Consider the following 23816-nt stretch of genomic DNA (forward strand, 5'->3'; position numbering starts at 1 on the left):
TCTACCTCCCGCATCATGTCCTCTATCGAATGCATACGCGGCAGCGATTCAAAACATTCGGGAATCGTTACTTCTTATATACGCCGGCGTATTTTTTATTGATTTCATTCAGTATCTCATCCCCGCCCGATTTTTTCCACTTGTCCACGAAAGCGTTGAATTCGGTGTCGAGATTGATTTCGCCGGAAATCGCTTTGACGAAAAACTCCTGCTCGATTTTGCCCAAATCCGGATATTTCGATTGGGCCGGCACAAAGACGTCAACCGGCGTGATGATTTTGACACCGCTTTCCATGCTGTTCATGAACTGGATCGCATCGTCGGGGTAGTCGTACTTTTCCATCGCCTTCGATTTATTGCCGAATAGGCCGTAAAAGGTGCCCGCACCGATTTTGTATTTGGTCGCCTCGCTCGAAAACTCCGGCTTCATGATCGGCTTCCCGCCGACCATCTGGTAATGCTCGCCTTCGATCCCGTAGACGGACAGAAGATACGTGGCATCGTCGGTTGCAAGAGCTTCCATCATTTTATATATTCGATCTTTCTTGGCCGTATCCTTCGTTACCTGAGCTCCCATGGCGAGAAAAGCGTTGCGCGTTCCGTACGACATCGCCATCCCCTCGCCGTAAGGTCCTTGCAGCGCCTTGCCGACGACAATCGGCGTATTCGGCGACTTCTGATAAAAACGCGGCGCAATAATGCCCATCCGTTTCTCAAACTGGAACGATTGCCAATCGCGGATGCCGACTTTTCCGTTGATGAAATCCTGGTGCGCATCCTCCACCTTTTTCGTAATGAACTCGCGGTCGATCAGCCCTTCCTTATACCAACGGTTCAGCAGCTTCAACGCTTCGCGCATTTTATCCGTCGTTAATCCTTGATAAATTGTGCCTTTGTCATCAGCCATCCATCCCCATTTGACCTGGTACGCCGCCATTACGATTTGAAACGTCCGGTTATCCGCCCCTTGACCCGAATAGCCGATCGTGTCTTTTTTCCCGTTTCCATCCGGATCGTTGTCGCGGAATTTCCGCAGCACATCCTCGAACTCCTGCAACGTGCGAGGCGCGTGGTCATAGCCGATTTTTTTCAGCCAATCTCCGTTATAGCCGGGCAGGAAGGGCAGTCTTCCCGCAGGCCAATAGAGCGGAACGGCGAAGCTTTTGCCGTCGACGAGCCCGTTTTTCCACAGCTTCGGATCCGCCTCATCCACCGATTTGGCGTAGGCGGGCATCTTCGAACGGATCTCCTTCTCCGGCAGCTCGGCCAGCACGCCCTGGTTCGCCAAGTCGTATATATCGTTCGGCCCGTCCAAATAGATCAGGTCGGGCACTTCGCCCCCGCTGATCTTCAGATTAATTTGCTCGCGGTAATTTTGCCGTTCGATCCGGATGTTTTTGATTTGCACGTTGAACTTTTTCTCAAGCGCCTTTTGCACCGGGGAGTTGTCATTCTCCGGCGGGTTGAAGCTGAGCCAAGTGATCTGGATCGGCTTCCCGTCCATGCCGCCGTCCCCTCCCTGCGGCTGTCCCGTATTCGCGTTCGAGCTGCAGCCCGCCGCCGTGGACATCGCAAGCAAACCGGCCAGCAAGCCTTTTGTCCCCATACGCTTCATCTGCTTGAACACATGCATAACCTCCCTTTTATCCTTTCAACGAGCCGACAAAGATGCCTTTGACAAAGTACTTTTGAAGAAAAGGATACACGATGAGAATCGGAATGGTCGCGACCATCAGCGTCGCCGCTTTGATCGTTTCCGGAATCATATTTTGTACGCCCGGCTGATCGAGCAGCGCCTGCATTTCCTGCGTCTGGTTTTCCACGACAAGCCGCCGCAAATAAATTTGCAGCACCATTTTCGCCGGATCCTGAATATAGAGCAAGCCGTCAAACCACGCATTCCAATGATTGACGGCCGACCAGAGGCCAACCGTCGCAAGAATGGGCTTGGATAGCGGCAATATGAGCGAAACGAGCACGCGGATATCGCTTGCCCCGTCCATCTTGGCGGAATCCTCCAGCTCGCTCGGGATTTGCATGAAAAAATTGCGCAGGATGAGCATGGAGAACGTGCTGATCAGAAAGGGCGGGGCCAGCACATACACCCAGTGGGAGTTAATTAATCCGAGCTGTTTGATCAGCAAATAGGTCGGAATGAGGCCGCCTTGGAAAAACATCGTAAATACAATGAGCATGGTGTAGAAAGTGCGGTGGGGCAAATATTTTTTCGATAACGGATAAGCGACCATGGACATGAAAATGAGCGACAACAAGGTGCCCACTACGGTCCGGAATATGGTGTTGCCGAAGCCGATCCAGATCTGACTGGAGACGAATACGGTTTTGTAAGCTTCCAGCGACCATTCCAAAGGAAAGATATGAAGTCCGGGCCGAATCGCTTCGACCGGCGTGCTGAACGATACCGCAAGCTCGTGAACGAAAGGGTACAGCATGGCGGCGCTGAACACCGAGAAGAAGACAACGAGAGCCAGTTGAAACCCCTTTTCCCCTGCCGTCATTCGCGTCATAGCGATTCACTCCTTTTAGAACAAGCTTTCCTGCCCCGACTTTTTGACAATATAGTTCGTCAGCAGTACGAGGATGAAACCGACGACATTTTTGAACAAGCCGACGGCGGTCGTAAAGCTGTACTGCATCCGGTTGATGCCCGTTCGGAATACGTAGGTATCGATAATGTCCGAAACCGAGTACACCGCCGGATTGTACAGGTTCAGCACTTGATCGAAGCCGGCGTCCATCAGATGGCCGATGCGGAGAATGAACAGGATGGCAATGACCGGCATGATGCTCGGCAGCGTGATATGTATGATCTGCCGGAACCGGCTCGCACCGTCCATGACGGCCGCTTCGTACAGATGAGGATCGATCCCGGCCAAAGCCGCCAAATAAATAATCGTCCCCCATCCGATTTCCTTCCAAATGCCGGACATGACGAGCGTAAAGCGGAAGTAGTTTTTATCGCCCAAAAAGTAAATCGGTTCGAAACCGAGCCATTGAATGAATTGATTGACGATACCGGTTGTCGGGGAGAGTATGATGGCGAGCAGCCCGGCCAGGATGACCCAGGAAAAAAAATGCGGCAAGTAGGAGATCGATTGTGCGATTCGTTTGAACAGTTGGAGCCGTAGCTCGTTAAACAGCAGTGCGAGCACGATCGGGGCGGGGAATCCGAACACGATATGATAGAAGCTGATGAGCAGCGTATTTCGCAATATGAGCCAGAAATCGGATACGATGAACATTTGCTTGAAGTGGAACAATCCGACCCATTCGCTGCCTCCAATGCCCGCCATAATACGGTAGTCTTTGAAGGCAATCTGTATGCCGTACAGCGGGCCGTAGTAAAAAATAACGTACCAGATGAGTCCGGGAGCCAGCATGAGCAGCAAATACTTGTGCTTTTTATACTGCAGCCAAACGCTTGGTTCACGATGATAAGCTTTGGCCGTACTTCGCTTCGAAAGTGCCTCCGGTTTCATGGAACCTTCACCTCCATTCGTTGCCGTTCCTCTGGTGATTACGAGCCAGTATGCAATGCGTAAATGATCGGCCGATGTCGTTTCCGTTTCATGGTTTGCAAGCTTGCAGCCTCCTTCTACCGTTTACAACGAATGCGGGAGCAGTAAACGATGCGTTTTATATTGGTAATCATATAATAACATCATGATATTTATAATGTAAACGGTTTATTTTCGCGGAAATCCGCTACATTTGACGAAACATGTGCTACAGCAAAGCCTTAATGAGCAGGAAGGAAGGAAAGCCATGAGCCGGGGCGGGATTCAACGATTGATTCGCTTGCCGGCATTCAGAGCGACCACGGAAGGTTGGAAACGCGGAGGCGCATCGTACCAACACCCCGTTCTCGTAAACTTATTCGGATTTGCCGCCTTTGGAACTACTGGAAGCTGCAGCGCCATCCTGCCGTTTCGTCCCTTTGCTTTTATACGGTTTGGGAGCGTTCTTGGCTCTATTGGCACTAGCCTGCCAGCGATTCCAGCCCTTTTTGTCCGTTCCTCTGCCTGTACCGCCCTTGCCTTTTGCTTTACTCAACATCATCACTCCATCATGATCATTTCCCAAGCATACTTGCCTTCTTAATCAAAGAAGTACTGCCCATGCAACAACTGCTTGTGCATACGGCAGTACTCTCGATTGAAGTTACTCTCAACTATATACTTGCATTGCGTTATTTTCAAGCAGCTCGCACGGTTCATTCCGAATTCCCGCCTACGATGGTTAAGGCATGGACATTTGCACCGAGCGGCCTATTCATTCCCCCAATGCCATTCGCTGCCGCTTCATGAATGCTGTTATCCTTTCACGGCTGAACTTGAGACGCCTTCAATAATAAACCTTTGGCCGAACATGAAAATAACAAGCATCGGCAGCACCGCGGCAAACGAGGCCGCCATCATGCTGTTGTAATCGATGTAGTTCACGTCGATAAAGCTTTGCAAGCCAAGCGGAATGGTGAACAAATCCTTGTCGATCAAAAACACGAGCGCCCGCTCGTAATCGTTCCAGTGCCAGGAAAAGTCGATGATCGTGAACGTTGCGAGCACCGGCTTGGCAAGTGGCAGCATCATACGGAAAAAGATCGTAAAGTGACCCGCTCCGTCGATCATGGCGGATTCCGAAATATCGACCGGGACGGACAGGAAAAACTGCCGGATCATGAACACGCCGTAAATCGTAAACAAATTCGGCAGGATGAGCGCCCAGTGGGTATTGTAAATTCCCATCCAATCGAACATGAGGAACTGGGGCACGAACAAAATTTGCGGCGGAATGAGCATCATCGACAAATAAAAGACGAACAGCACATCTCTGCCTTTGAACTGAATATTGGAAAATCCGTAAGCGGTAATGGCCGCCAGCAGGACGGCGCCGAGCGAACTGATCAACGCGATCTTCAACGAGTTCAAATAATAAATGACGAAGCTGTCGTTGCCCGTCCATACTTTGATGTGATGGTCGAGCACGATCGGGGACGGAATCCACTTGATCGGAAAGCGGAACACGTCTTGCGGCGAACTGAACGATGTCGTGATCATCCACAAAAACGGAATGATCATGGCGATGCCCGTCGCGAACAGGACGACCGTCAGGGACAGCATTTTGAAATTGATAGGGATCGGTTTAATGCCGGCAGACGCATGGGTGACTTCCGTTTGTTCCATCGTATCCCCCTTTCTTAGTAATGGACCCATTTTTTCTGTCCATACCATTGGAACAGCGTGATAAGCAAGATGAACACGAACAATACGATCGAAATCGTGGATGCATAGCCCATCTCATAGTAGCGGAAAGCGGTTTTATACACATACAGCGACAGCACCTGCGAGCTCGTTCCCGGACCGCCGTGAGTGACGGCTTCCATGATTCCGAACGCTTTGACCGTAACTACAAATCCGGTCAGCAGCAGGAAGAACGTCGTCGGGCTGACGAGCGGAAGAATGACATGCCGGATCGTGTGCCGCGCCTTGGCCCCGTCCATTTTGGCGGCCTCCAGCAATTCCTTCGGAACCTCCTGCAGCGCGGCCAAATAAATGATCATGTTGTACCCGAGCAGCAGCCAAATCCAGATGATGTCGTAGGCCAGCATCGGCGTAGTCGTCGTAGAAAACCATCCGGGCGGATTGGCAACGCCTACCGAACGCAGAAACTGGTTGATCGGACCGTTCTTCGCATCGAACAGCAGCATCCACACAAACGCAACTGCAACGCCGCTTGTGATATAGGGCAAAAAGTACATGGCGCGCAGCCAATTTTTCAAATACACCTGCTTATTCAGCAGCAGCGCTACAAAAAAAGCCAGCACGACCGAAACGGGTACCGATAACAAGAACACGAACGTGTTTCTCAAAGCTTCATAGAACACTTCATCCTGAAACAATCGCTGAAAGTTGGCCCATCCGACGAAATTGGCCGTCTTGGTCGTAAACTTCCAATTGGTAAACGAAATGACGAACGTGAATAAAGCCGGAATAAAGAAAAATACGGTGACGCCAATAATATTGGGAAGCACGAAGAGGTAACCGACAAGCTGCTGCTTTTTTCCCCATTTCATAGACAAGTCCTCCATTATATTTAAAGGGGCGGGCTTTCAAAGGTAGAAGGGGCGCCGCACACCTGCGCCGCGGCACCCGACATCGTTATTTGTTTTGCTGCAAATAGGTGTTATGGCTTTTGACAACCTTGCTAAACACTTGATCCAGACTCTGGTCATTGGTGAAATACAGCTGGTATTCTTTTTTCCGGGCATCGATAATTTGCTGCGGGAGGCTGCTTTGGAACGTTTTGAAATCATTGTTGAACAACACTTTCTTCACGGACTCGACGTCATACAGCTTGTCGACGCCATCCAATAAGATCTGCATCGATTTGTCCGTGCTGACCGCTTTAGACGACGGAATGCGTCCGCCCTTCGTAAGCGGGAGCATGCCTCCGTCCGCATACCATTTCATAAACTTCCAAGCCGCCTCAATATTTTTCGATTTCGGGTTGATCGCAATCGCGTCGCCTAAGCCACCGAATACGCGATGGTTTTTCTGATCCTCCGTCACTTTTGGAATCGGCGCAATCGCGATTTTGAAATTACGCGGATAATCTTTCAAATTGTTGGCAAAGCGGAAAATCCACTCGCCGGCGTAAAACATGCCGGTATTGCCTTTGAGGAACTCGTCTTCTACCCGCATTTTATTGGCCAGCTGCTCGCCATACATCGGGATGCTCTTGTCCTCGTACATCATGCCGTGCATCGTTTCCAATATTTTTCTCGTGTAAGGGTTATCCAGATTCGAAGTGCCGTCCGGTTTCACGAACCCTTCCGTTACAATCGGCGAATCGAGCACGAAATCCCATGTGACCATGTCTTCGACAAGTCCCCACGGTTTGACGCCGGCCAACGTCTTGGCATATTGCCGCATATCGCTCCAAGTCCAGTTGTAAGGCACCGGAAGTCCCGCTTTATCGAGTGCTTCTTTATTGAGCCATACGAAGTGCAGATCTCTCTTGGTCGGCATCGCGAAATATTTGCCGTCTACTTTCCAATCGGCCGCATTCGGCCCCATCATATCGTCGATGTTGTAATCCTTGAATTGGCCGAGATCCAGAGCAAGACCGGACTTCGCCCTTCCTTGGAACCTCGCGAAGTTGTACGTCGCGTACAGGTCGACATCCTGACCGGTCATTAACGCCGTATCGAGCTTGACGTTCCCGACATCGTCGTTGACGAATCGGACATATTCCACTTGAATATCCGGGTTTTCCTTGTTCCATTGGTCGACCACTTCCTGCGGACCCGCTTCCACAGGCACCCCGCCCCAAAACTTGAGATGCACGACGTTCTTTTTATCGGAACCGGCGGCGCTCCCCTCTTCCTTGCTCGCGCAGCCTACGATGGAGCTTCCCGCCAGCAGCAAGCAAAGCGTAAAAGCACCGATCTTCCTCATCTTCATGATCGCATCACTTCCCCCACAAAGTAGTTGTTGTTCTCTGCCAACCCTTCCTGCGCATCTTCCCAGCCGGCTCTAGAACCGGTCCGACCGGGACTCACACATTTCGCTGAGTCTTTCTCGCAGCATCCTATTGCCTTTCCCCTTGGTACACCCAATAATAACAAGCCACCTAGGGAAGCGTAAGGAACAAATATGTCGTTTGTATGGAAGAAAATGATGCAAATTCGAATGGAACATTTCTACGCATCAATGCGGCTAAAGCCCAAAAACCGCATGAGCCACAGGTAGAGTTTCCCACCTCGGAATGCGGTCGATTCAAGTTATTTCAAGTTTTGCCTGTACTGGCTCGGGGTCGTTCCGGTACATCGCTTGAAAATTTTGATGAAGTAATTGTCATTCACAAACCCGACCTTCATGCCGACTTCATGGATGGTTAACTCGGTTTCGAGCAAATAACGGATCGCCTGATTGACCCGGACTTCATGAAGATAATGAATCAAAGTGGTTCCCATCTTTTTCTTGAATAAGGCGCTGACATAGTTTTCGCCCATCATGACATACCGCGCCAGCGACTTAACAGAAATGTCTTTGTCGTAGTTTTGTTCAATGTACGTCAATATTTTGTTCAATTCGGGATGCGATATGTTCCGTTCGGACGTTACGCCGGAATTTCGAACATGCGCCTTGTCCGGCAGCGGTTTGGCCAGCGTCAGTTCCTTGTTTATTTTGGACAGCGTCTCTCTGAGATCGTTGACGCTCATGGACAGCTTGAGAATATAATTGGAGGCGCCGTACTCCATCGCTTGGCGCATATGCTCGAAGTCGCCCATGCAGGTGAGCATGACGAATTTGCTCGTCATCCCCGCCTTGCGCGCTTCCTTCAGCAGCTCTACCCCGTCCATCCCCGGCATCATAATGTCCGTAATGACCAGATCGGGCGGCTCCTTCTTCATCAATTCCAACGCTTCCAGCCCGTCGCCCGCTTCCGCCACCAGCGTAAAATTCATCTCTTCCCAGCGGATCAGTTCCTTCACGGACTCCCGGACGAACACCTCATCCTCGACGATCATCACTTTCCACATCCGGATCGCCCCCTTTCTCATAAGGCACAGCGAGCAAATACGGCAGCGTAATCCGTACCAACGTCCCTTCCGCCCGGGGAATGATCTCGAGCGCCCCCTTGTCCTTGAACAGCAGCCGGAGCCGCTGCCGAATATTTTCCAATCCGATGCCGGGACGCGTCCGGTTTTTCCGCAGCTGCTTGGCTTTCTCGACACCGAGCCCGTTATCTTCTACTTCCAGCACCAAAGCTTCATGCCCGGCTCCCTTGATCCGAATCCGGATCACCCCGCCCTGCGGACGGCCCGCAATGCCATGCTGAATCGCGTTCTCGACGAGCGGCTGAAGGCTGAGCTTCGGCACCAATACATATTCGTCCCGCTCATCATACTCGTAGTGTACCTCAAACCGATCCTTGTACCGGGTACGCTGGATATAAATGTAGGCGCGGATCAGGTCCATCTCATCCTTCAAGTAAATGAGCTCCATATCCGCATTCAAGCTCGTTTCCAGCAGCTTGCCCAGCGACATGCAAATCTCCGCAATATCCGCCTGCTCCTTGCGAAGGGCGATCCACTTCATCGTATTGAGCGTGTTGAGCAGAAAATGAGGATTCATTTGCGCCAGCAGCATTTGAAACTGAACCGCATCCTTCTCACGCTGCTCCACCTTCAGCCGCTGAATCAGCTCGCCCATATCCGACAGCATCGTATTGAACGTACGGGAAAGCTCCAAAATCTCCCCTTTGTACGGATCTTCAGGAAGCCGTATCTTCAAATCGTGGCGCACCGCTTCCCGCATTTTCATCTGAATATGCGACAAAGGCCGGGTGACCGTAAACGAGATCATCAGCGCGATGAGGATGAACGCGGCCATAAATAAACTGTACGTGATGTAGTAATTATGCTTCAGCGCCTGAATTTTGTTGAACAGCAGATCAAACGGAATGATCGTCACGATATACCAGTCGAGCGACTCGATATAGCTGAAATTTATGAGCGCCTGGGACGGTTCGTCGAGGATATAGCCTTTTTCGGGCTTCGCCGTCACCTTCTGCACGATCGGATCGGGAAGCGCGCTGCTCGCAACCGACTGCGCCACCGGTTCTCCTTTGCCCGTAATGATGAAGTAAGGCTGGTTGCCGGAAGAAGAATAGCGCACCGACTGGAACCAGTACGTGTAGTCGATGCTAATCCGCACCAGACCGTAGGGCCGGTTGTCCGGCTCTCGCATCACCGCATATAACGATAACAAATAAGGGCTGGCCGAGGTATCCCGGAACACATGGTTAACATCGCGAGGCACCCACGTATACTTGACTTCCCCTTTCAGCGATTCCTGAAAGCGGGGATTGGCGAGTATCGTTTCGTAGTTCAACGTTTCCTTCGGCAAATTGGAAGTGTAAACGTTTCCTTTTAGATCCAGAACGGTGAAGTACACCGTGGGATGGAGCAGAAAAAAACTGGTGTTCAGCCCCCTGAACTTCTCTTCCATCAAAGAAATGTTATCGAGCTTATGGAACTGCTCCGGGTTCTTCAGCGTCGCCCGAACCGCCGAGTCCTGCTCTAGAAAGAGCACCGAGCGGAAAGCGATGCTCATCTGATCCTGAAGCGAGCGATTCAAATTTTCGAGCTGCGCGTGGCTTTGCTGGCTGACCTCGTCTTGAATGATCGTCTCGATCTTACCGTAGTTGTACACCGTCAGCACGCAGAACGGCAGCAAAATCAACAGCACAAACGCCATAAACAAACGGTATTTCAGCTTCTGCGGCCAAAACTTCCCGAGCCATTTCTTCATTTGCATGCAGCCCCTTCAGCCTCCGGGTATGACTCTTGTTGTAGAGCCATTATACCACTTCTGTCCGGGGACGTGGCGGGCTCAGGAAAAGCGCGTAGATTTGTAGCATGGGGGGTGCGGGGAGGTATAGATTTGTTCTATCCTCGATCATTTTGCGAACGGCCTCGAATAATAAAAAGCGACCAACCCCAGCGTGGATTGGCCGTCATCTGTTCAATCAATTTTCCATAGCTCAACTTTCATTCATTCGATCACTCTTTACGGCATATTTCATAGTCGCTGTATCCAGCATGGATTTCCAATTGTCAAAATCCGTCTCCCTTGCGACATGCCGATCGAAAAGTTCGTCGGGAATGTTATGGATATCTTCCCGGGTCTTTACTTGAAAGTTGCCTTTCTCAAGAAACGCTTCAAATGTCTTGCAGTTGGAATGCTCACCCATGAACGATTCATTAAACAACACGTCTAATGCAACATGATTAGGATCTTCTTGGACCGTATTCTGGCCTTGCAAATCTTTCAGAAGATCGTCAAACGACATTGGCTTTTGCTTTTGTCTTCTCAGAAAATCACCCACAATCAGTTTTATCGTTACTCAGCCTATCTTGTCGATAACGACGCCCATGTGCTTTCCAGCCACGTATCGAAGTCAGCGCCCTTATCCCCTTCGTAAGTATCATATACATCGAGTCTCATCTTTTTCAATTTCTCTTTAAACATCTCAAAGGAATGGCCTTCGGGCAAACTTTTCTTAATTCTAACTAAAATTTTAGCTAATCCTTTAATCAACTCGCCTTTTTTCCTTGGCGGCAGCTGAACCTCTTCGCCCAACTGTTTGAGCTTATGGAAAGCCGCCTCTTGCACTTTATACACTGTATCGTTATACATTCTATGCGTCAGTACATCAATGGTTTGCTTACTATTCCATTGACCTAATTGTTCGACAGCATCTAAACGTTCTCTCCAATTGGACGTTCGATTCGCGGATGTTTTTAATTGCTCATAATTCGAAGGTAATCCGCTTTGTACTTCTAATGTACCCAAATGATCCCATCCTGTTCCATTTTTTATTAACAAACTTGCAAAAAAAACTTGGTCTACACGATACTGCGTAAAGAAGTTAAAGGCCGGTTGCCCTATGTAGCGGGCTTGCCGCCTTTTGGAATTACTGGCAGCTGCTTTGTCGGGCGCCTCCATTAGTATATTGTAACCCCATTTTTTTCACAAGCGCTATACTCATTTGCTTTTAAGTTTTTAATTCCATATATACATGCACCAAAAGTGATGCATGTGGTAAAAAATCATGGAAATGTACAGCCTAAGGATCATTTGTATTATTTCGGGGATTACTTAAAAATATTAACACCAATTCTCACGGCTTGTTCCCAATTTAAGCATACGGTTGCTGAACCGTCGATACGATAAAAGAGTCTAATCCATGCTTCCAGCGGAAGGGGATCTCTTGAAGGTCATACTTCTTTCAGCATATTTTACTGCCGCCCCTTATACAACACCATCAATACGGAAGAACGCCGATGCCGTCTCCGTGGTGGCCTTGGCAACCTCTTCCACAGGTCTCCCAATACACCGGGCTACGGTTTGCAAGATATGCGGCAGGAATGCAGGCTCGTTCCGGCCGTCCGCCGGCTTCTCCTTTACGTCCCGTGGCGTCAAGAACGGGGCATCCGTCTCAATCATAAGCCGGTCCAGCGGAATCATGCGGACCAGGTCTTTCAAATGTTTGCCTCTCCGTTCATCGCAAATCCAGCCGGTGATGCCGATATGGAATCCCATGTCCAGATAAGCTTTCAGTTCTGCGCCATTTCCGGTAAAACAGTGAACGACCGCTTTTTGGACGCCGTGCTCCCTCAAGATCGTGGCAAAATCCGCAAAAGCTTCCCGTTCATGCAAAAACAGCGGCATGTCCAGTTCGAGCGCCAAGCGAATTTGCTCGGCGAACCATTTGCGCTGCACGTCCCGCGGCGAGAAGTCCCGGTTATAATCCAGGCCGCATTCTCCGATGGCAACGACCTGGGGCAGTGCCGCCAGCTGTTTCAATTGAGCGATCGTCTCTTCGCTGCAATTCTTCGCATCATGAGGGTGAACTCCTGCGGTAGCGTACAGCCTCCCCTCATTGCGCTCTGCGTAGCGGGCGGCTTCCATGCTGTTTCTCAAGCTCGTTCCGGTAATGACAAGGGGCGAAACGCCGTTCGCTGCCGCCCGCTGAACCACCTTCTCACGATCTTGATGAAACGAACGATGCATCAAATTGACACCGATATCGACCATTGGTTATGATTCATCTCTCTCTTACTCCTTTCCCTGCGGGTCCCATACTTTGCAGCTTTCGGGCGGCACTTGATCCGCCAGCCACACTTCGTTCCCCGCGTAATAGAAGGTGGCGCCTGATTGCTTCGCATGTAGCGTGTCCACCCTCAGAATCACCAGCTCACCCCTGCGGGTTCCCGCTAGCGTTGCGAAGTGGGTGCCTTCCGACAAATGAACATATTGCCGGCTCATCGGGCTTAGCCCTTGCTGCAAGATTGCCGGGAGAGCTTTCTTGTTCGTCCCATGGTAGAGAGCCGTTGGGGGCTCGCTCGGTTCATAACTTACTTTATTATGACTATGCCCGTACCTTGCTCGGATGCGACCGCCTTCGATTTCAAAACGCTGCTTATCCGAATGGCGGACCACCTGTTCTATGTCTTCCAACTGAATCCCCGACCACTTGGGCTGGGCATGAATGGCTTCCAATAAGGCGCTCACCGCACATGAGCCGTCCTCAGGATCCAAGACAATGCCGTAATCCTCGGGCGTGTGCCGGAGAAGCTTGGTCATGAACTTGCTTAAGCTTTTTTCCTGTGCTTGATTTAACATCGTTTTCACTTCACTTCCTGATCCGCTTCCTAGATTGCATTATAACCTACTCGAATGCCGGGGAGACGGGAATCTTTGGTTAGACTCAAATGTTCCAAGTACCCCATGCAAAAAAAGGCGCCCGAATCCTCAGTAAGATTCAGAAACCCTAACCCTTTTATAGACGCGGGTCGATGCCCCGCTCCTGCGCGACCTCAAACAACAGATTGGCCGCAATTTCTTTATAAGCCTCGTGCTCGGGTGCCATCTCCTCAAACGGCACCTCCAGCATCCCGAGCTGTGGCTGAACCATTTTGTGAACGTTTCGTCAGAAAGAGCTTATTGCAACGAATAGCGGATCAACACGAATACATTGCTTTGTGCTTCACGTATCAAGACGTCGCTTTCATCCAATGACATATCAAATTTCCCATGGTCCGTTAACTCCGTTGTCAACTGGGTCAAGTCGAGTCCATCCGCTTTGGACGACTTTACCTCGTCGACATCCATCAACGCGAGACGTATTTCGTCGATATTGATCGTCTTGCCGCTTGTGAAGTAAGGAAAATAATTCCTGTGTATCGTTCCCTTAAACTTGGCTGTACTTCCGGGCGTGATGAACAGGTGCCATTCGCTCGGGAAATCATGCTTCAGGCTGAGCATCAGCACCAGCCCCGATGTGTTGGCCTCTCTTACCTTGTCTCTCAGATGCCCATAAGCTTTATCGCGAAGCAGCCCTCCGCCTTGTCTTGCCGTGTATCGGATATGGAGAATGACGTCGGAGATGGTGTTGTAATCGAATTGACGGAACTTGGACGGCAGTTCCAGCTTCCAAGTACTTAATGTGCCCGCGCCTTCGAACGGTAAAAACCGCTCATCGCGCAAATTCGTTTCAAACATGCCGCTATCGTTCGTACCGCTGCTGGTCACAATCGATTGGGCGGCTCCGAAATAGTCCGTAAACCGTGTATCCTCGATGCCTTGGCGAGCGTAACTGTCGTCCTGCAGCAATGGAGAGGTTCGAATCGAGCTTCTGAGCAGCGTTAACGTGCAATTTACATTGGTATATGGCCCGGATACGGACGGAATGGACAAGCTGACGTATTTGATCCGCCGCATGTAATGCCCCGCGCCATCCAGGTCGTACAACCATTCGGGAATGACGACCTCGCAGCTGCCGGTCGTTTTCAATTCAAGCAACTTCATTGGATCAAGCTGCCGCAGCGAGATGTGCTTCGTCAATTCGTACTCACGCTTGTCGTTCTCGTGGTATGCCGTCTCCATTCGCTTCAAATCCAGATATAGCGCTTCTCCGGATAGCAGCCCTTTATGTCCGCCATCCCAATAGTTGAACTTGATGTAATCGATGGCGTCCACTTCCGGGCGCATCAATTCATGCTTCATCGTCTTTTCCGCCTTACGGGCGGTGTCGAAGGCGAACCGGTAGTACTCGTAATAGAGGCGGGTGAGCTCGCCTTGCATCCACACGTATAGCTGCTCGTTGGTAAATTTGCTCGCGAGTTCGTTTTTGATGTTTTCTTGCGATTTGATCTGCTCATCCGTATTGTTATATTCATGTTTGGCATATTGCTCGGAGATGGCGGAGCCGATCATTTGTCTTCCGATATGCTCCAATTCCAGAGCGGCCGTTCTGGCCGCGAACACCCACTCGTTGGCGCGGCGCTCGTACTCCGCTTTTTTCATTGCATCGTGCGCTTTTTGATCGTTGATGGCCTCCGCAATATTGATTCCGGCCATAGCAAACTTGCCGGATTCCGCTAGAAAAGCTCCTCCCGTCATTTTCACACCATTAAATGGAGTACCCATGTAAATGTCGGGTATCATGGAAAGCCCCGAAGTTACGGCAGCCGTACCTGCGGCCGCAAGCTTCAATCCCTTCGACCACTCGCTGTACGTATTTAACGAATCATACTCTCCAACCAGCAAGCCTAACTTGCCGTCGCCTTTGATTGCCGTGTCCAAATAATCGGGCACCTTGACAGGCATTCCATTCTTTAAGACTTGTGCTATCCATTGCCCTGTATAGTTATCCTCGGTTACATCTTGATCGAATCCTTTGGCTTCGATCTCGTTCGCATCCAGGCCTGATTGAATTAGCCGGTTATAATAGCGGAATTTCTCTAACGCGATCTTACTGCTTCTTTGCAATGCAACAGTGGCCTCCTCCGCTTGTTTCCACTGCAAGAAGCGAACGTCTTTCGCCATCTGATGAATCTTGACCTCATGTTCTTGCCGAAGAAAGGCAAGCTTCTCCCCATCGCCTTTTTCAATAGCGGTCAGCAGCGCATTGCCGAAATTTCGCACCTCGGCGCAAAGCTCCAGCGCTTTCTGCATGAGCGGCAAAGCGCGAACCGGCCCCATCGGCTGATTCAGTCCGCCGATCACCGAGCTGAGGCTTAATCCGGCCGCCGCCGCTTTCACAAGCAAGCCCGGATCGATCGGCGGATCGAACAAGGCCAGTTGGCGCTCCACGCCCTCCATATTCATGCAATGACGAATCTTGAAGAGCCGGTCGGCTACCGTATCCCAATAGCGGAGCATTTTGTCATTCGGAGGGAAACAGAAATACATGGCACGCCCGGTACCGAATAGAGCTTCTAAAGCATCGGGATCGGCGCCCTTTACATTCCGGCTGCCAAAGTTGAACGGGATCTTCCCTTCCATCTCGACCGCCATATTGCCCATCGCGTCAAAGCCGCCCTGCCGGTCCTTGAGCTGTTTAAACGTCAATGGAGGAACATTACCCTGCGAAGGCTTGCGCTGCGGACGTTTTCCAAGAATATTGGCCGCCATGACATACAGCATCATTGCTTCCTGGACGGATTCACGCGTATCTTGTAAAAATAACGAATCTCCCCATGCAATTACATTGTCCAAATATTTCATAACCACATTGTACTTATAGGCGACGTATCTTGTCCTTGCAATCACATGCGGCTGAAACGGTTTCTGCATAATATCTTTGTAGCCGTCGAGGATGGACTCCTTCAGCTCCTGATGTTCCGGATCGGTACTGGATAAGAGATTGATCACGTTATAGATGCCGGTATGATCGTTCTCCGGCCGGAACCCGATAAATTTCCAATACTTCTTCTTGGAATCCGGCTCGCGGTCGGTAGGGTCGAAAATCAAATGAAACCAGCTTTGCGCTTCGGCGAACCGCTGATTCTTGCTTAGATGCACGGCGATCGCAAGCGGAATATGAAACAATAACTCCCAGTTATAGTTCGCGTACGGACCGCCTGCACGGACATCGATGCTTTTCGGAAAGCTTTTCACGCTGCTTACTCCGAATTTGTTTACCGGCTTATAGGTTTGTTCAAAATCGTCAACCTGCAGCGATTGCAGAAAATTCGGATCGAGCATGCCGGCGACCGAGTCTTGAAGCAGCTTCTCCTTCAGCTTGCCGACAAATGGATGAAAAAAATGTTCAAACGTATACGTAATTTGCGAGTCTTTCAGCTCAGACTTTGCAGCCTCTTGAAGCGCTTGCTCCTCTATAAACTTCCAAATTCCCTGCTGAAGCGTTTCGGAATACAGATCTTGCAGATTGGGCATGGATTCTCTCTCCTATCGACTCCGGGATAAATTCGTTATCAAGGTTCCGAGGGGTCCAATCTCTTGATCTCCGAATCGGATGGTCCACGCCGGATCTATTTGTAATGCCATGTCGGGTAGTTTGAAGCGTTTGGCAGGAATCGTATTCGCATCGTCAAATATTAATTTGGGCAATGCTTTAGGTATAAAAATGTTATTAGGAAGAAATTTGGGGGCGGGCTTCCATTCCGGCTGAACCAGGAAAACGTGACGGGTATCCCAGACAAAATATGGCGCCGTCCATGAAGCAAGCTGTCCGTCCATTTCATTGTAAGCCTGAAGAGACCCGTTATAGTTTGGATATGGACCTCCCTGGCTCTCCCCCATCTTAAGGATCGTATCCGTCCTGGAAATCGCATTGCTCCCTCCGGCTCCGCCAAACGGATTGGGCGCCATAGAATACGCTTTATCCCCATATTGAGCAAAATACCATACTTCCAGCCCGTCGCTGGTATGATGAACGGTACGTGTTATGGTGAATTTTTTCGACTCCGACCCGGCGATTTCCGTTGTATTGGGTTGACCGGTTACACTGCGCAATCGGATCAGCCAATCGCCGAGATAGTTGATGCGAAATACGAGATCGGTATCCTTTCGCCATTGCATCGATGAAGGAAAAAAGGACGGAGATAGCGGTCCGGAATGCTTGCCGAGCTTTTTTGCGGTTATTTTTCGTTCAGGCAGCCATTTTCCATTATAAAACTCGCTTAAGCACAATAGGATCTCCGGATATACGCTTCCATCTTGGCCGGAAATATTTTGGAGCTCCAGCCAAACGAGCAGCAGACGGTCGTTCCACACGACAGGCAAGGGGGAAGCGCCTTGAATGTTAAACGGAATTTCCTCCCAGTATGTCCAAGCACGGTGTTCTTTGCGGCGGTAATAGTGTTTGCGGCTTGCATCCGACGTGCGGGCAACAACATGGATGATATCATCGCTTCCTTTGTCCGGATTGTTTTCAACATAATGCATACCGCACGGTTCCAGCTGAGATAAATCGTCGAGTTGCTGCAAATAGTTCGAATAGACGGCTTGGGCCGCTTCTTCCGTAATATCCCGCTGCAGCAGTCCGCTAAGCGCTTCCTTGTAGAGCGACGATGCATCCATTAACAATTCGGGCTCCAGCCAATTTTCCGGATAGAGGAACACCTTGCGGTTCGCTTCCCACACCCGGTACCTCTTCATCCATTCCCACGGCTTGGCATCTATCGATGACGGGGACACGCGTTCCTCCAAGTTCATCAAACACCGCTCCGTGAAAAGCTGTACCGCCGCGGTCGCAAACAAGATTCGTGTCGTTTGCATGCAGGGCTCCATCTCTACGTCCATGAGGAAGTATTCGAACAGCTTCTCCGGGGTGTCGATATGTTCCGAATCTTTCTTCTGAATCATCTGGTGGAGAATATAGGCAACAAGCGCATCGCGCTGCGACTTCCGCATCTTGTCGTTTACCGATTCGATGACGTTTGTCCATTCCTCCTCGTCGTATCGGGCTCGAAGTGCGGCGTTCAGATTGCGCACGACGGTCCCGTCAGGCTCGTTCGTTGCTGCATGGATTAGCGTGGATGCCGGAACGCGAAGCTTTTTTAGAAGCTGATTGGCATCATAAATGGTTCGAAAACGATCAAGCCGAGACAGTTCGTTTAATGTGAGGTTGAATCGTACGAGTAGTGCATCAAGCGAGTCCTTTTCCCAGCGAGTAAGCTTATAGAGCAAGCTATCCGGGTAACGTGAAGCGGCACCGGGATTGACCTCCTCAACCTCTCTCAGTACGGATAAGAGCCGTTCATCGCTCGGCGAAAGCTCGGCTTTAAGAACGGAGTAATCAAGGAGTCCATGCAAAACGTAGAGAAGCGATGCCGATGTCTCGGAGTCCAGGTCCCCCGTAACCGGCAAGCTGTTCAACCAACCGGTCTTCTCCAGTTGAGCTCCAATCGGCTCCTCGATCCGATATTCCGTTCGGGCGGCGATCCAGGCGAACTCCGCCGTAGTAAGCTTCAGGATAGACATCAGCGCACTGGCTTTAAGGAATCGAACGTAATCAGCCTGCATGCGATCGACCAATGCTTGCGGGTATAAATATGGGGCCGGAATGATCTCCCTGCCTTTTTCACTGGTTTCCCATCGTACACGCAGCAGGTCCTTCACTTTCTCTACTTTAAGGGAAATTTCAACCCATGCTCCGCCCTTGATTTCAATGGCTTCGCTGTTAAATCGGGTCACGCCGTCTTGGTCCAAATCAAGCGCTATCTTCCTGCCGCTAATTTCAAGGGTGACCATAGCGTCCGCGTCGGCTTCAATGAGAAAATTGTAAAAACCGGCTGCCGGCGCTTCCAAATAGCCGCTCCAGATGCCTGAAATAACGGACTCCGGCGTCGGCTTGGCCGAAATGCGGCTGCCGTCGGCGGCGGTGAACGCCAAATCCAATACACCCTCGGCCGGGCTGATATGATCCGCCTCATCGTTTTCGCCAATTGTCTCCCGGTGGTAAAACTGGACCGACAAGCCCGGCGTCTCCATCGCGATAAAGTCTTGTAACGCAGATGCTCCAACATCATCGGCCGCATGCAGAACGGAAGCATGATCCAGCAGGGCAGCTGCCGTATCGGAATTGGAGCCTGCAACAGTAGCTACGGTCTGAAGGGCGTATTGACGCTTATAAACGGGCTTGAGATCGAGCATCAAGCTGGCGAATAATTCGGCGGTTCTGATCTCAAGGGGATATGAGCTCGAGACATACTCGTTATATCGTTTGAAAAGCTCGGGATAACGTTTGAACAAAACTCTAGAATTGTGGTGAATTTCAACGATCGCCTTCTTGAAACGATCGCTTGCGTCCGGCAAACTCTTAAGCGCATCACGCATGTCGTCAGGCATGACGCCTGCGTTAAACGTAAGCTGCTTGCGAAGAGCGTCATAAACCAAATGTCCGGCCGCGGTATCGATCATGTCCTGCTGCAATACTGTCGTGTCGTGGGAGTAGCTGATTTTCGTGACGGCGGTGTTGTCTATGATCCCGAAAAAGCGGTCAACCGCTTCGATGCCGTATACAAGCGCCATCTTGGATTTTGCAATTTGGCCGTCAGGGTCCCCGGCGATGTTAAACTCGTTGTCTATCGAGACATACCCGTTACGGAGGGTACGGGCGATCGCCGTCATTTCACTGACTGCGGGTGATTGCAAACCGCCGATATCCTGATTCCAAACCAAATACAACGCTTGAGACGGCTTAAGGGTAGACTCGCGCAGACGCTCGATGAGCCCGATAAGCTGCAGCATTTGCGGATGTACCGGATCAGGCGCAGCGAACGGATCGGTGCTCGTGCACTGAATGAGCAGCAGCAGTTCCTGCACGCTAAGTCTCAGCTTGCGAGCCAGCCACCCTCTCCGGTACACGGAGGAGACGTTATCCATATTCAGCGGTGTGTCGGCATCGTAACCAAGCGCCCCCACAATAAGCACAAATTCATCATCCGTAAGCTGACACGCTGCCCGCAGCGCTTCCCGATGCGCAAGCAGTTTTTCCGAACCGGTTAAATAACGGCCGTACCCGTTATCGGCAAACACCTCTTCCTGCCTTACCTTATTCGGGCCGAGAAACAAATTCCTATAAAGCGAAGACGATCCGTACGTATCGATAGGGGCAAAGCATGCCAGTAAAGGCAGCAGATCTTTGTTTGCATTCAAATGGAGCGTATCCATTACTCGTTTTACGATGCCAAGGCGCGGCAGCAGAACGAGAAAGCCTTCGTCGAGCTTTTGCAAATTCAGCAGGTCATCTGGATCGTTTGGCGTCAAATTCGCCGGGTACAGCGCCGCAATCGCCTTATCCGTCTGCTCGATCGACCAGCCCAGCTTCCGCCACAACCGGATGAACCGGATCATACGGATAAATTCGAACGGCCGGATGAAATCCGTTATCTTCTGTTTGCCGGGATCGGTGTATCGGAACGCCATTTTACCATAATCGGATAAATCTTCCTTGCCTTCTTCATTCATAAGCGTAATCAGTCCCATGATGCTATCGTAATGGGTACGGACCCATGCTTTGATATCGCCGCTATATTCGGATACGTCAAGTGCCGGCGCCAACTGCTGCTCGAACTGATCGTCCGTAAGCAGCCCTTCCTTAAACTTTTTTATAGTGTCAAAAGAAACCCCCAGCCGCTCCAGCTTAGGGATGATCGCAAGAGACGGATTAATAAACCGGCACATCAGCAGCTCGTTCAGCTCTTCGTAGGTAAGACCAAGCCGGCGCGTAAATTGCAACGGATTCGACAGCTCCGCCATCATCTCCTGATCCGTTATGGCCACCGAATATCCGTACAGAAGTCTCAAATTCAACGTATTGTCCGGATTCAACGACAAAGTACGATCGGTAAGGCGCGCATATTCCGCGCGGGATAGCCGAAGCTCTTCCATCCATATGTCTCTCCAGCCGAATGCATCGGCACCTGCACGCTCCAGGTTATCGCTTGTCCGCAATGCTTCCATCACTTCCTGTAACGACAGCTCAAACTTTTCCAAATGACAGCGCAGATTTTCCAGAGGCTGATGGAACGGCAGCGAAGGCGGGAGAAGCGGCGCTGCTCCACCCTCAAGAACAGGCTTGCCTGCCACAATCTCATAGGCCTTGTCGCTGATCATCTGCGTTTGCGGACCGTTTCCAGTAAAGTCCGTCAAATTCAGTCCGTGTACGATATAAAATTCCAGCGTTTCAATGACAAGATCGATATACGGAATCGTTGTGTTCGTATTTTCGCAGTCCAGCGGGATATGTTCGATCTCCGGGCGGCGTTCCAGCAGAACCGTCTGGGGATTGTGGAACCCGCCCGGTACAACGGGACGGTCCAGAAAACGCAGCAGCTCCACCAAGTAGGCGGCCGGACCGTGAATCGATCTGCACTGCTCGCAAGCGAAATAATCCATATTGCCGAATAGAGCTTCCAGCGCAGGATACGCAAGAACATCGGATGCATTCGGATTCGGATTAATATATCGCGGCTCGCTGTGTACGCCGATCCCGGGCGCATTCCGGGTTGTAGCATAAGATAATATCATGTTCACAACCGTATGATTTACCTGCATCGCTCTTTCATAAATCTTCAGGGCGTCCCGCTCGCCGCCCAAATCGTTCATGAACATTTGGACAAAATCATCCTTTTTGTATTGAACGACCGAATGGGCGGAATCGAGTCCCTTGGTCAGCATCGCATTCATCGATTCATAGGTTGGCGCGATCCGATTGACCCGCTGTATACGCAATATTTCCTTCGTCGCACCGTCCGAAAGCCGAATATCGTGCTGCTCGATATATTTCTCTATGGGATGCAGCGCAAGCTCGAATTTTCCCGCTTGTTCGTTAAAGAAGGCATGAATCTCATCCTTAAGCCGAATGTCAGCCAAAGGCGTTTCGTCGTTTCGGACCATACCGGCGACGACAGCTGTCGGATAGCTCATTTGCAGCCTCACCGCTAACAGCTCGGCATATCGTTCACGGCGCTGGAGCTCGCCTTCTCCGGAAATTTCCGAAGGGACCGGACTGTCCCCGATCGCACTCATCCATGCATCCTTTCGATAGAAGCCTTGATCCATCAACTGCCGGATGTCGGTGATTCCATTGTCGGCATGAACGGTTTCGTGCAATGTACGCATAAGCGGGGCGTTGTTATAGGCAAGGCCAGCCAATTGTCCATCCAGCTTCAGCCGCTTCCCCATTGTTTCCCCGAAGGCGGCTTTTACAGACTCCCAGAACTGCTCCTCATCACCCGAATGCTCTGTGTAAAGGCTTGCAAATTGGTTCAATCGGCTCTCATCCGTTCCGAGCGAAACCGATACGATTTCCTTTAACGGAGATAGACCGATCGAGGCCTTTCTGTCCAGAATTTTGTTCCGAGCCAACTGTTGAAACCGCTCCAACGCGGTAGGCAATTGTCCTTCCAAATAGTTCGGGATCATGCCTTCGGATAACGCCTGCTTCCACACCTGTTCCACCGTCGATAAGCCGATCCGATAGATCGATTCCTCTTGTGCCGGAACTCCCGCCCGAAAGAGCGCGTAGAAATAGGCAGGATCGATTGCAGGCGCATCCGCTTCCACCGTGTCGGCGCTGAATTGGTCGGCTAATGAGGCCAGCGCAACCGCGCGGGCGTCCCAGCCTGTCTTATTCGCCAAATACGTAATATCCTGACGGCCGTCCTTTTCATTCAAATCTCGAAGCCGCCCGCCGAAGTGTCCGGATAAGCTCCGGAGCATCGTCTCGTATTCGGACTTCATTGCGGAAACGGCTTCATCACCCAAGTGCACATCCAACGTCACTTGTTGTGCGATGGCGACATTGTACTGAACTTCCGAAGCCGCGAGGAACGCATCGCCTTCTCCAAACACCTTGGCTTGCAGATCGGGAAGCGATTTTCGGATATCGCGCCGGAGAAGATCCGCCTCCGTGAACGAGGCTTGATAGCTGCCGTTCTCGTCGGTAAACGTCTCGACAATCGGCACATCGTCACGACCGACGTTTTTGTCCACGATCTGTACCTTCAACCCGCCAACAGCGGTACTGACATGGCTTGTGACGCGCCCCCCGGTTTGATAAGCTTGACTCTCGTCAAACGCCCCGGCTTCCTCCAATACGGAGTTCAGCATGATAGCCGTACGCTCATCCACTGTCCCCGAACCTGGAAGACCATGTTCCTCCTGGAATATGGCGACCAGCTTCTTGGTTATATCCGAATAGGAGCTTTCCGCTTGTTCGGAACGCAGCCCTTCCAAGTAAAACCGGCGGTCTGATTCATCGAACCGAAACATGTTCCGCTCCAGCAGCCAGATCAAGCCATTCTGGAGATTGGTTACGTGCTCTTTGTTCCACGTATCGAACGGGAACGTGATTTTGTTCATGGATGGGCCTCCTTGGTACACTCACTTGTGTTCCTGTATTTTTCATCCAGTGCCGCTTTATCCTAACCCGTTTTTTTTTAACGTTGGGTATCCGGATTGGCCATA

The 23816-nt window shown here is 50.9% G+C and carries 16 protein-coding genes; all 16 read right to left on the reverse strand.

The window, feature by feature from the left end; genetic code table 11:
* Positions 1-67 precede the first annotated feature (67 nt).
* A complete protein-coding gene (locus ACFQI7_RS25665) occupies positions 68-1627 on the reverse strand; it encodes an extracellular solute-binding protein (RefSeq protein WP_218099814.1) in 1560 nt (519 codons plus the stop codon).
* A 16-nt stretch (positions 1628-1643) separates the two neighbouring features.
* Complete coding sequence (locus ACFQI7_RS25670) at positions 1644-2528, reverse strand: carbohydrate ABC transporter permease (protein ID WP_230415063.1); 885 nt, start codon at positions 2526-2528, stop codon at positions 1644-1646.
* A 15-nt stretch (positions 2529-2543) separates the two neighbouring features.
* Positions 2544-3500, reverse strand: coding sequence for an ABC transporter permease (locus tag ACFQI7_RS25675; protein WP_218099815.1), 957 nt, complete (start codon positions 3498-3500; stop codon positions 2544-2546).
* A gap of 394 nt (positions 3501-3894) precedes the next feature.
* Complete coding sequence (locus ACFQI7_RS25680) at positions 3895-4074, reverse strand: DUF3934 family protein (protein ID WP_218099816.1); 180 nt, start codon at positions 4072-4074, stop codon at positions 3895-3897.
* Between the two features lie 260 nt (positions 4075-4334).
* Positions 4335-5204 (reverse strand): carbohydrate ABC transporter permease, encoded by an 870-nt coding sequence (locus ACFQI7_RS25685; RefSeq protein WP_218099817.1) that lies wholly within the window; start codon positions 5202-5204, stop codon positions 4335-4337.
* A 14-nt stretch (positions 5205-5218) separates the two neighbouring features.
* Positions 5219-6094: a carbohydrate ABC transporter permease gene (locus ACFQI7_RS25690; protein ID WP_329958240.1), complete on the reverse strand. Its 876-nt coding sequence runs from the start codon at positions 6092-6094 to the stop codon at positions 5219-5221.
* Between the two features lie 85 nt (positions 6095-6179).
* Positions 6180-7484 carry an ABC transporter substrate-binding protein gene (locus ACFQI7_RS25695; RefSeq protein WP_218099819.1) on the reverse strand — a complete coding sequence of 435 codons (1305 nt, stop codon included), beginning with the start codon at positions 7482-7484 and terminating at the stop codon, positions 6180-6182.
* A 320-nt stretch (positions 7485-7804) separates the two neighbouring features.
* Complete coding sequence (locus tag ACFQI7_RS25700) at positions 7805-8566, reverse strand: response regulator transcription factor (protein ID WP_218099820.1); 762 nt, start codon at positions 8564-8566, stop codon at positions 7805-7807.
* Positions 8538-10340, reverse strand: coding sequence for a cache domain-containing sensor histidine kinase (locus ACFQI7_RS25705; protein WP_218099821.1), 1803 nt, complete (start codon positions 10338-10340; stop codon positions 8538-8540). Before ACFQI7_RS25705 ends, ACFQI7_RS25700 begins: the two co-directional genes overlap by 29 nt.
* Before the next feature lie 232 nt (positions 10341-10572).
* Positions 10573-10881: a hypothetical protein gene (locus ACFQI7_RS25710; RefSeq protein WP_218099933.1), complete on the reverse strand. Its 309-nt coding sequence runs from the start codon at positions 10879-10881 to the stop codon at positions 10573-10575.
* Between the two features lie 59 nt (positions 10882-10940).
* Positions 10941-11384 (reverse strand): HEAT repeat domain-containing protein, encoded by a 444-nt coding sequence (locus ACFQI7_RS25715; protein ID WP_218099934.1) that lies wholly within the window; start codon positions 11382-11384, stop codon positions 10941-10943.
* A gap of 459 nt (positions 11385-11843) precedes the next feature.
* Positions 11844-12629: a TatD family hydrolase gene (locus ACFQI7_RS25720; RefSeq protein ID WP_218099822.1), complete on the reverse strand. Its 786-nt coding sequence runs from the start codon at positions 12627-12629 to the stop codon at positions 11844-11846.
* Between the two features lie 21 nt (positions 12630-12650).
* On the reverse strand, positions 12651-13217 hold the full coding sequence (locus ACFQI7_RS25725) for an RNA 2'-phosphotransferase (protein ID WP_218099823.1): 567 nt from the start codon (positions 13215-13217) through the stop codon (positions 12651-12653).
* 157 nt (positions 13218-13374) lie between these two features.
* Positions 13375-13509: a hypothetical protein gene (locus tag ACFQI7_RS25730; protein WP_268966831.1), complete on the reverse strand. Its 135-nt coding sequence runs from the start codon at positions 13507-13509 to the stop codon at positions 13375-13377.
* A 26-nt stretch (positions 13510-13535) separates the two neighbouring features.
* A complete protein-coding gene (locus ACFQI7_RS25735; protein WP_218099824.1) occupies positions 13536-16775 on the reverse strand; it encodes a Tc toxin subunit A-related protein in 3240 nt (1079 codons plus the stop codon).
* 12 nt (positions 16776-16787) lie between these two features.
* Entirely contained in the window at positions 16788-23711 is a 6924-nt protein-coding gene (locus ACFQI7_RS25740) for a neuraminidase-like domain-containing protein (RefSeq protein WP_218099825.1), read from the reverse strand.
* Positions 23712-23816: the final 105 nt, after the last annotated feature.

This window comes from Paenibacillus allorhizosphaerae (genome assembly GCF_042659105.1).
Lineage (GTDB): Bacteria > Bacillota > Bacilli > Paenibacillales > NBRC-103111 > Paenibacillus_G > Paenibacillus_G allorhizosphaerae.

Bases quoted from the DNA above. Each gene is read 5' to 3' on its own strand.
- ACFQI7_RS25685 (WP_218099817.1), bottom strand. From the start codon at position 5,204: ATGGAACAAACGGAAGTCACCCATGCGTCTGCCGGCATTAAACCGATC.
- ACFQI7_RS25695 (WP_218099819.1), bottom strand. From the start codon at position 7,484: ATGAAGATGAGGAAGATCGGTGCTTTTACGCTTTGCTTGCTGCTGGCG.
- ACFQI7_RS25675 (WP_218099815.1), bottom strand. From the start codon at position 3,500: ATGAAACCGGAGGCACTTTCGAAGCGAAGTACGGCCAAAGCTTATCAT.
- ACFQI7_RS25710 (WP_218099933.1), bottom strand. From the start codon at position 10,881: ATGTCGTTTGACGATCTTCTGAAAGATTTGCAAGGCCAGAATACGGTC.
- ACFQI7_RS25700 (WP_218099820.1), bottom strand. From the start codon at position 8,566: ATGTGGAAAGTGATGATCGTCGAGGATGAGGTGTTCGTCCGGGAGTCC.
- ACFQI7_RS25725 (WP_218099823.1), bottom strand. From the start codon at position 13,217: ATGTTAAATCAAGCACAGGAAAAAAGCTTAAGCAAGTTCATGACCAAG.
- ACFQI7_RS25730 (WP_268966831.1), bottom strand. From the start codon at position 13,509: ATGGTTCAGCCACAGCTCGGGATGCTGGAGGTGCCGTTTGAGGAGATG.
- ACFQI7_RS25690 (WP_329958240.1), bottom strand. From the start codon at position 6,094: ATGAAATGGGGAAAAAAGCAGCAGCTTGTCGGTTACCTCTTCGTGCTT.
- ACFQI7_RS25735 (WP_218099824.1), bottom strand. From the start codon at position 16,775: ATGCCCAATCTGCAAGATCTGTATTCCGAAACGCTTCAGCAGGGAATT.
- ACFQI7_RS25720 (WP_218099822.1), bottom strand. From the start codon at position 12,629: ATGGTCGATATCGGTGTCAATTTGATGCATCGTTCGTTTCATCAAGAT.
- ACFQI7_RS25740 (WP_218099825.1), bottom strand. From the start codon at position 23,711: ATGAACAAAATCACGTTCCCGTTCGATACGTGGAACAAAGAGCACGTA.
- ACFQI7_RS25670 (WP_230415063.1), bottom strand. From the start codon at position 2,528: ATGACGCGAATGACGGCAGGGGAAAAGGGGTTTCAACTGGCTCTCGTT.
- ACFQI7_RS25705 (WP_218099821.1), bottom strand. From the start codon at position 10,340: ATGAAGAAATGGCTCGGGAAGTTTTGGCCGCAGAAGCTGAAATACCGT.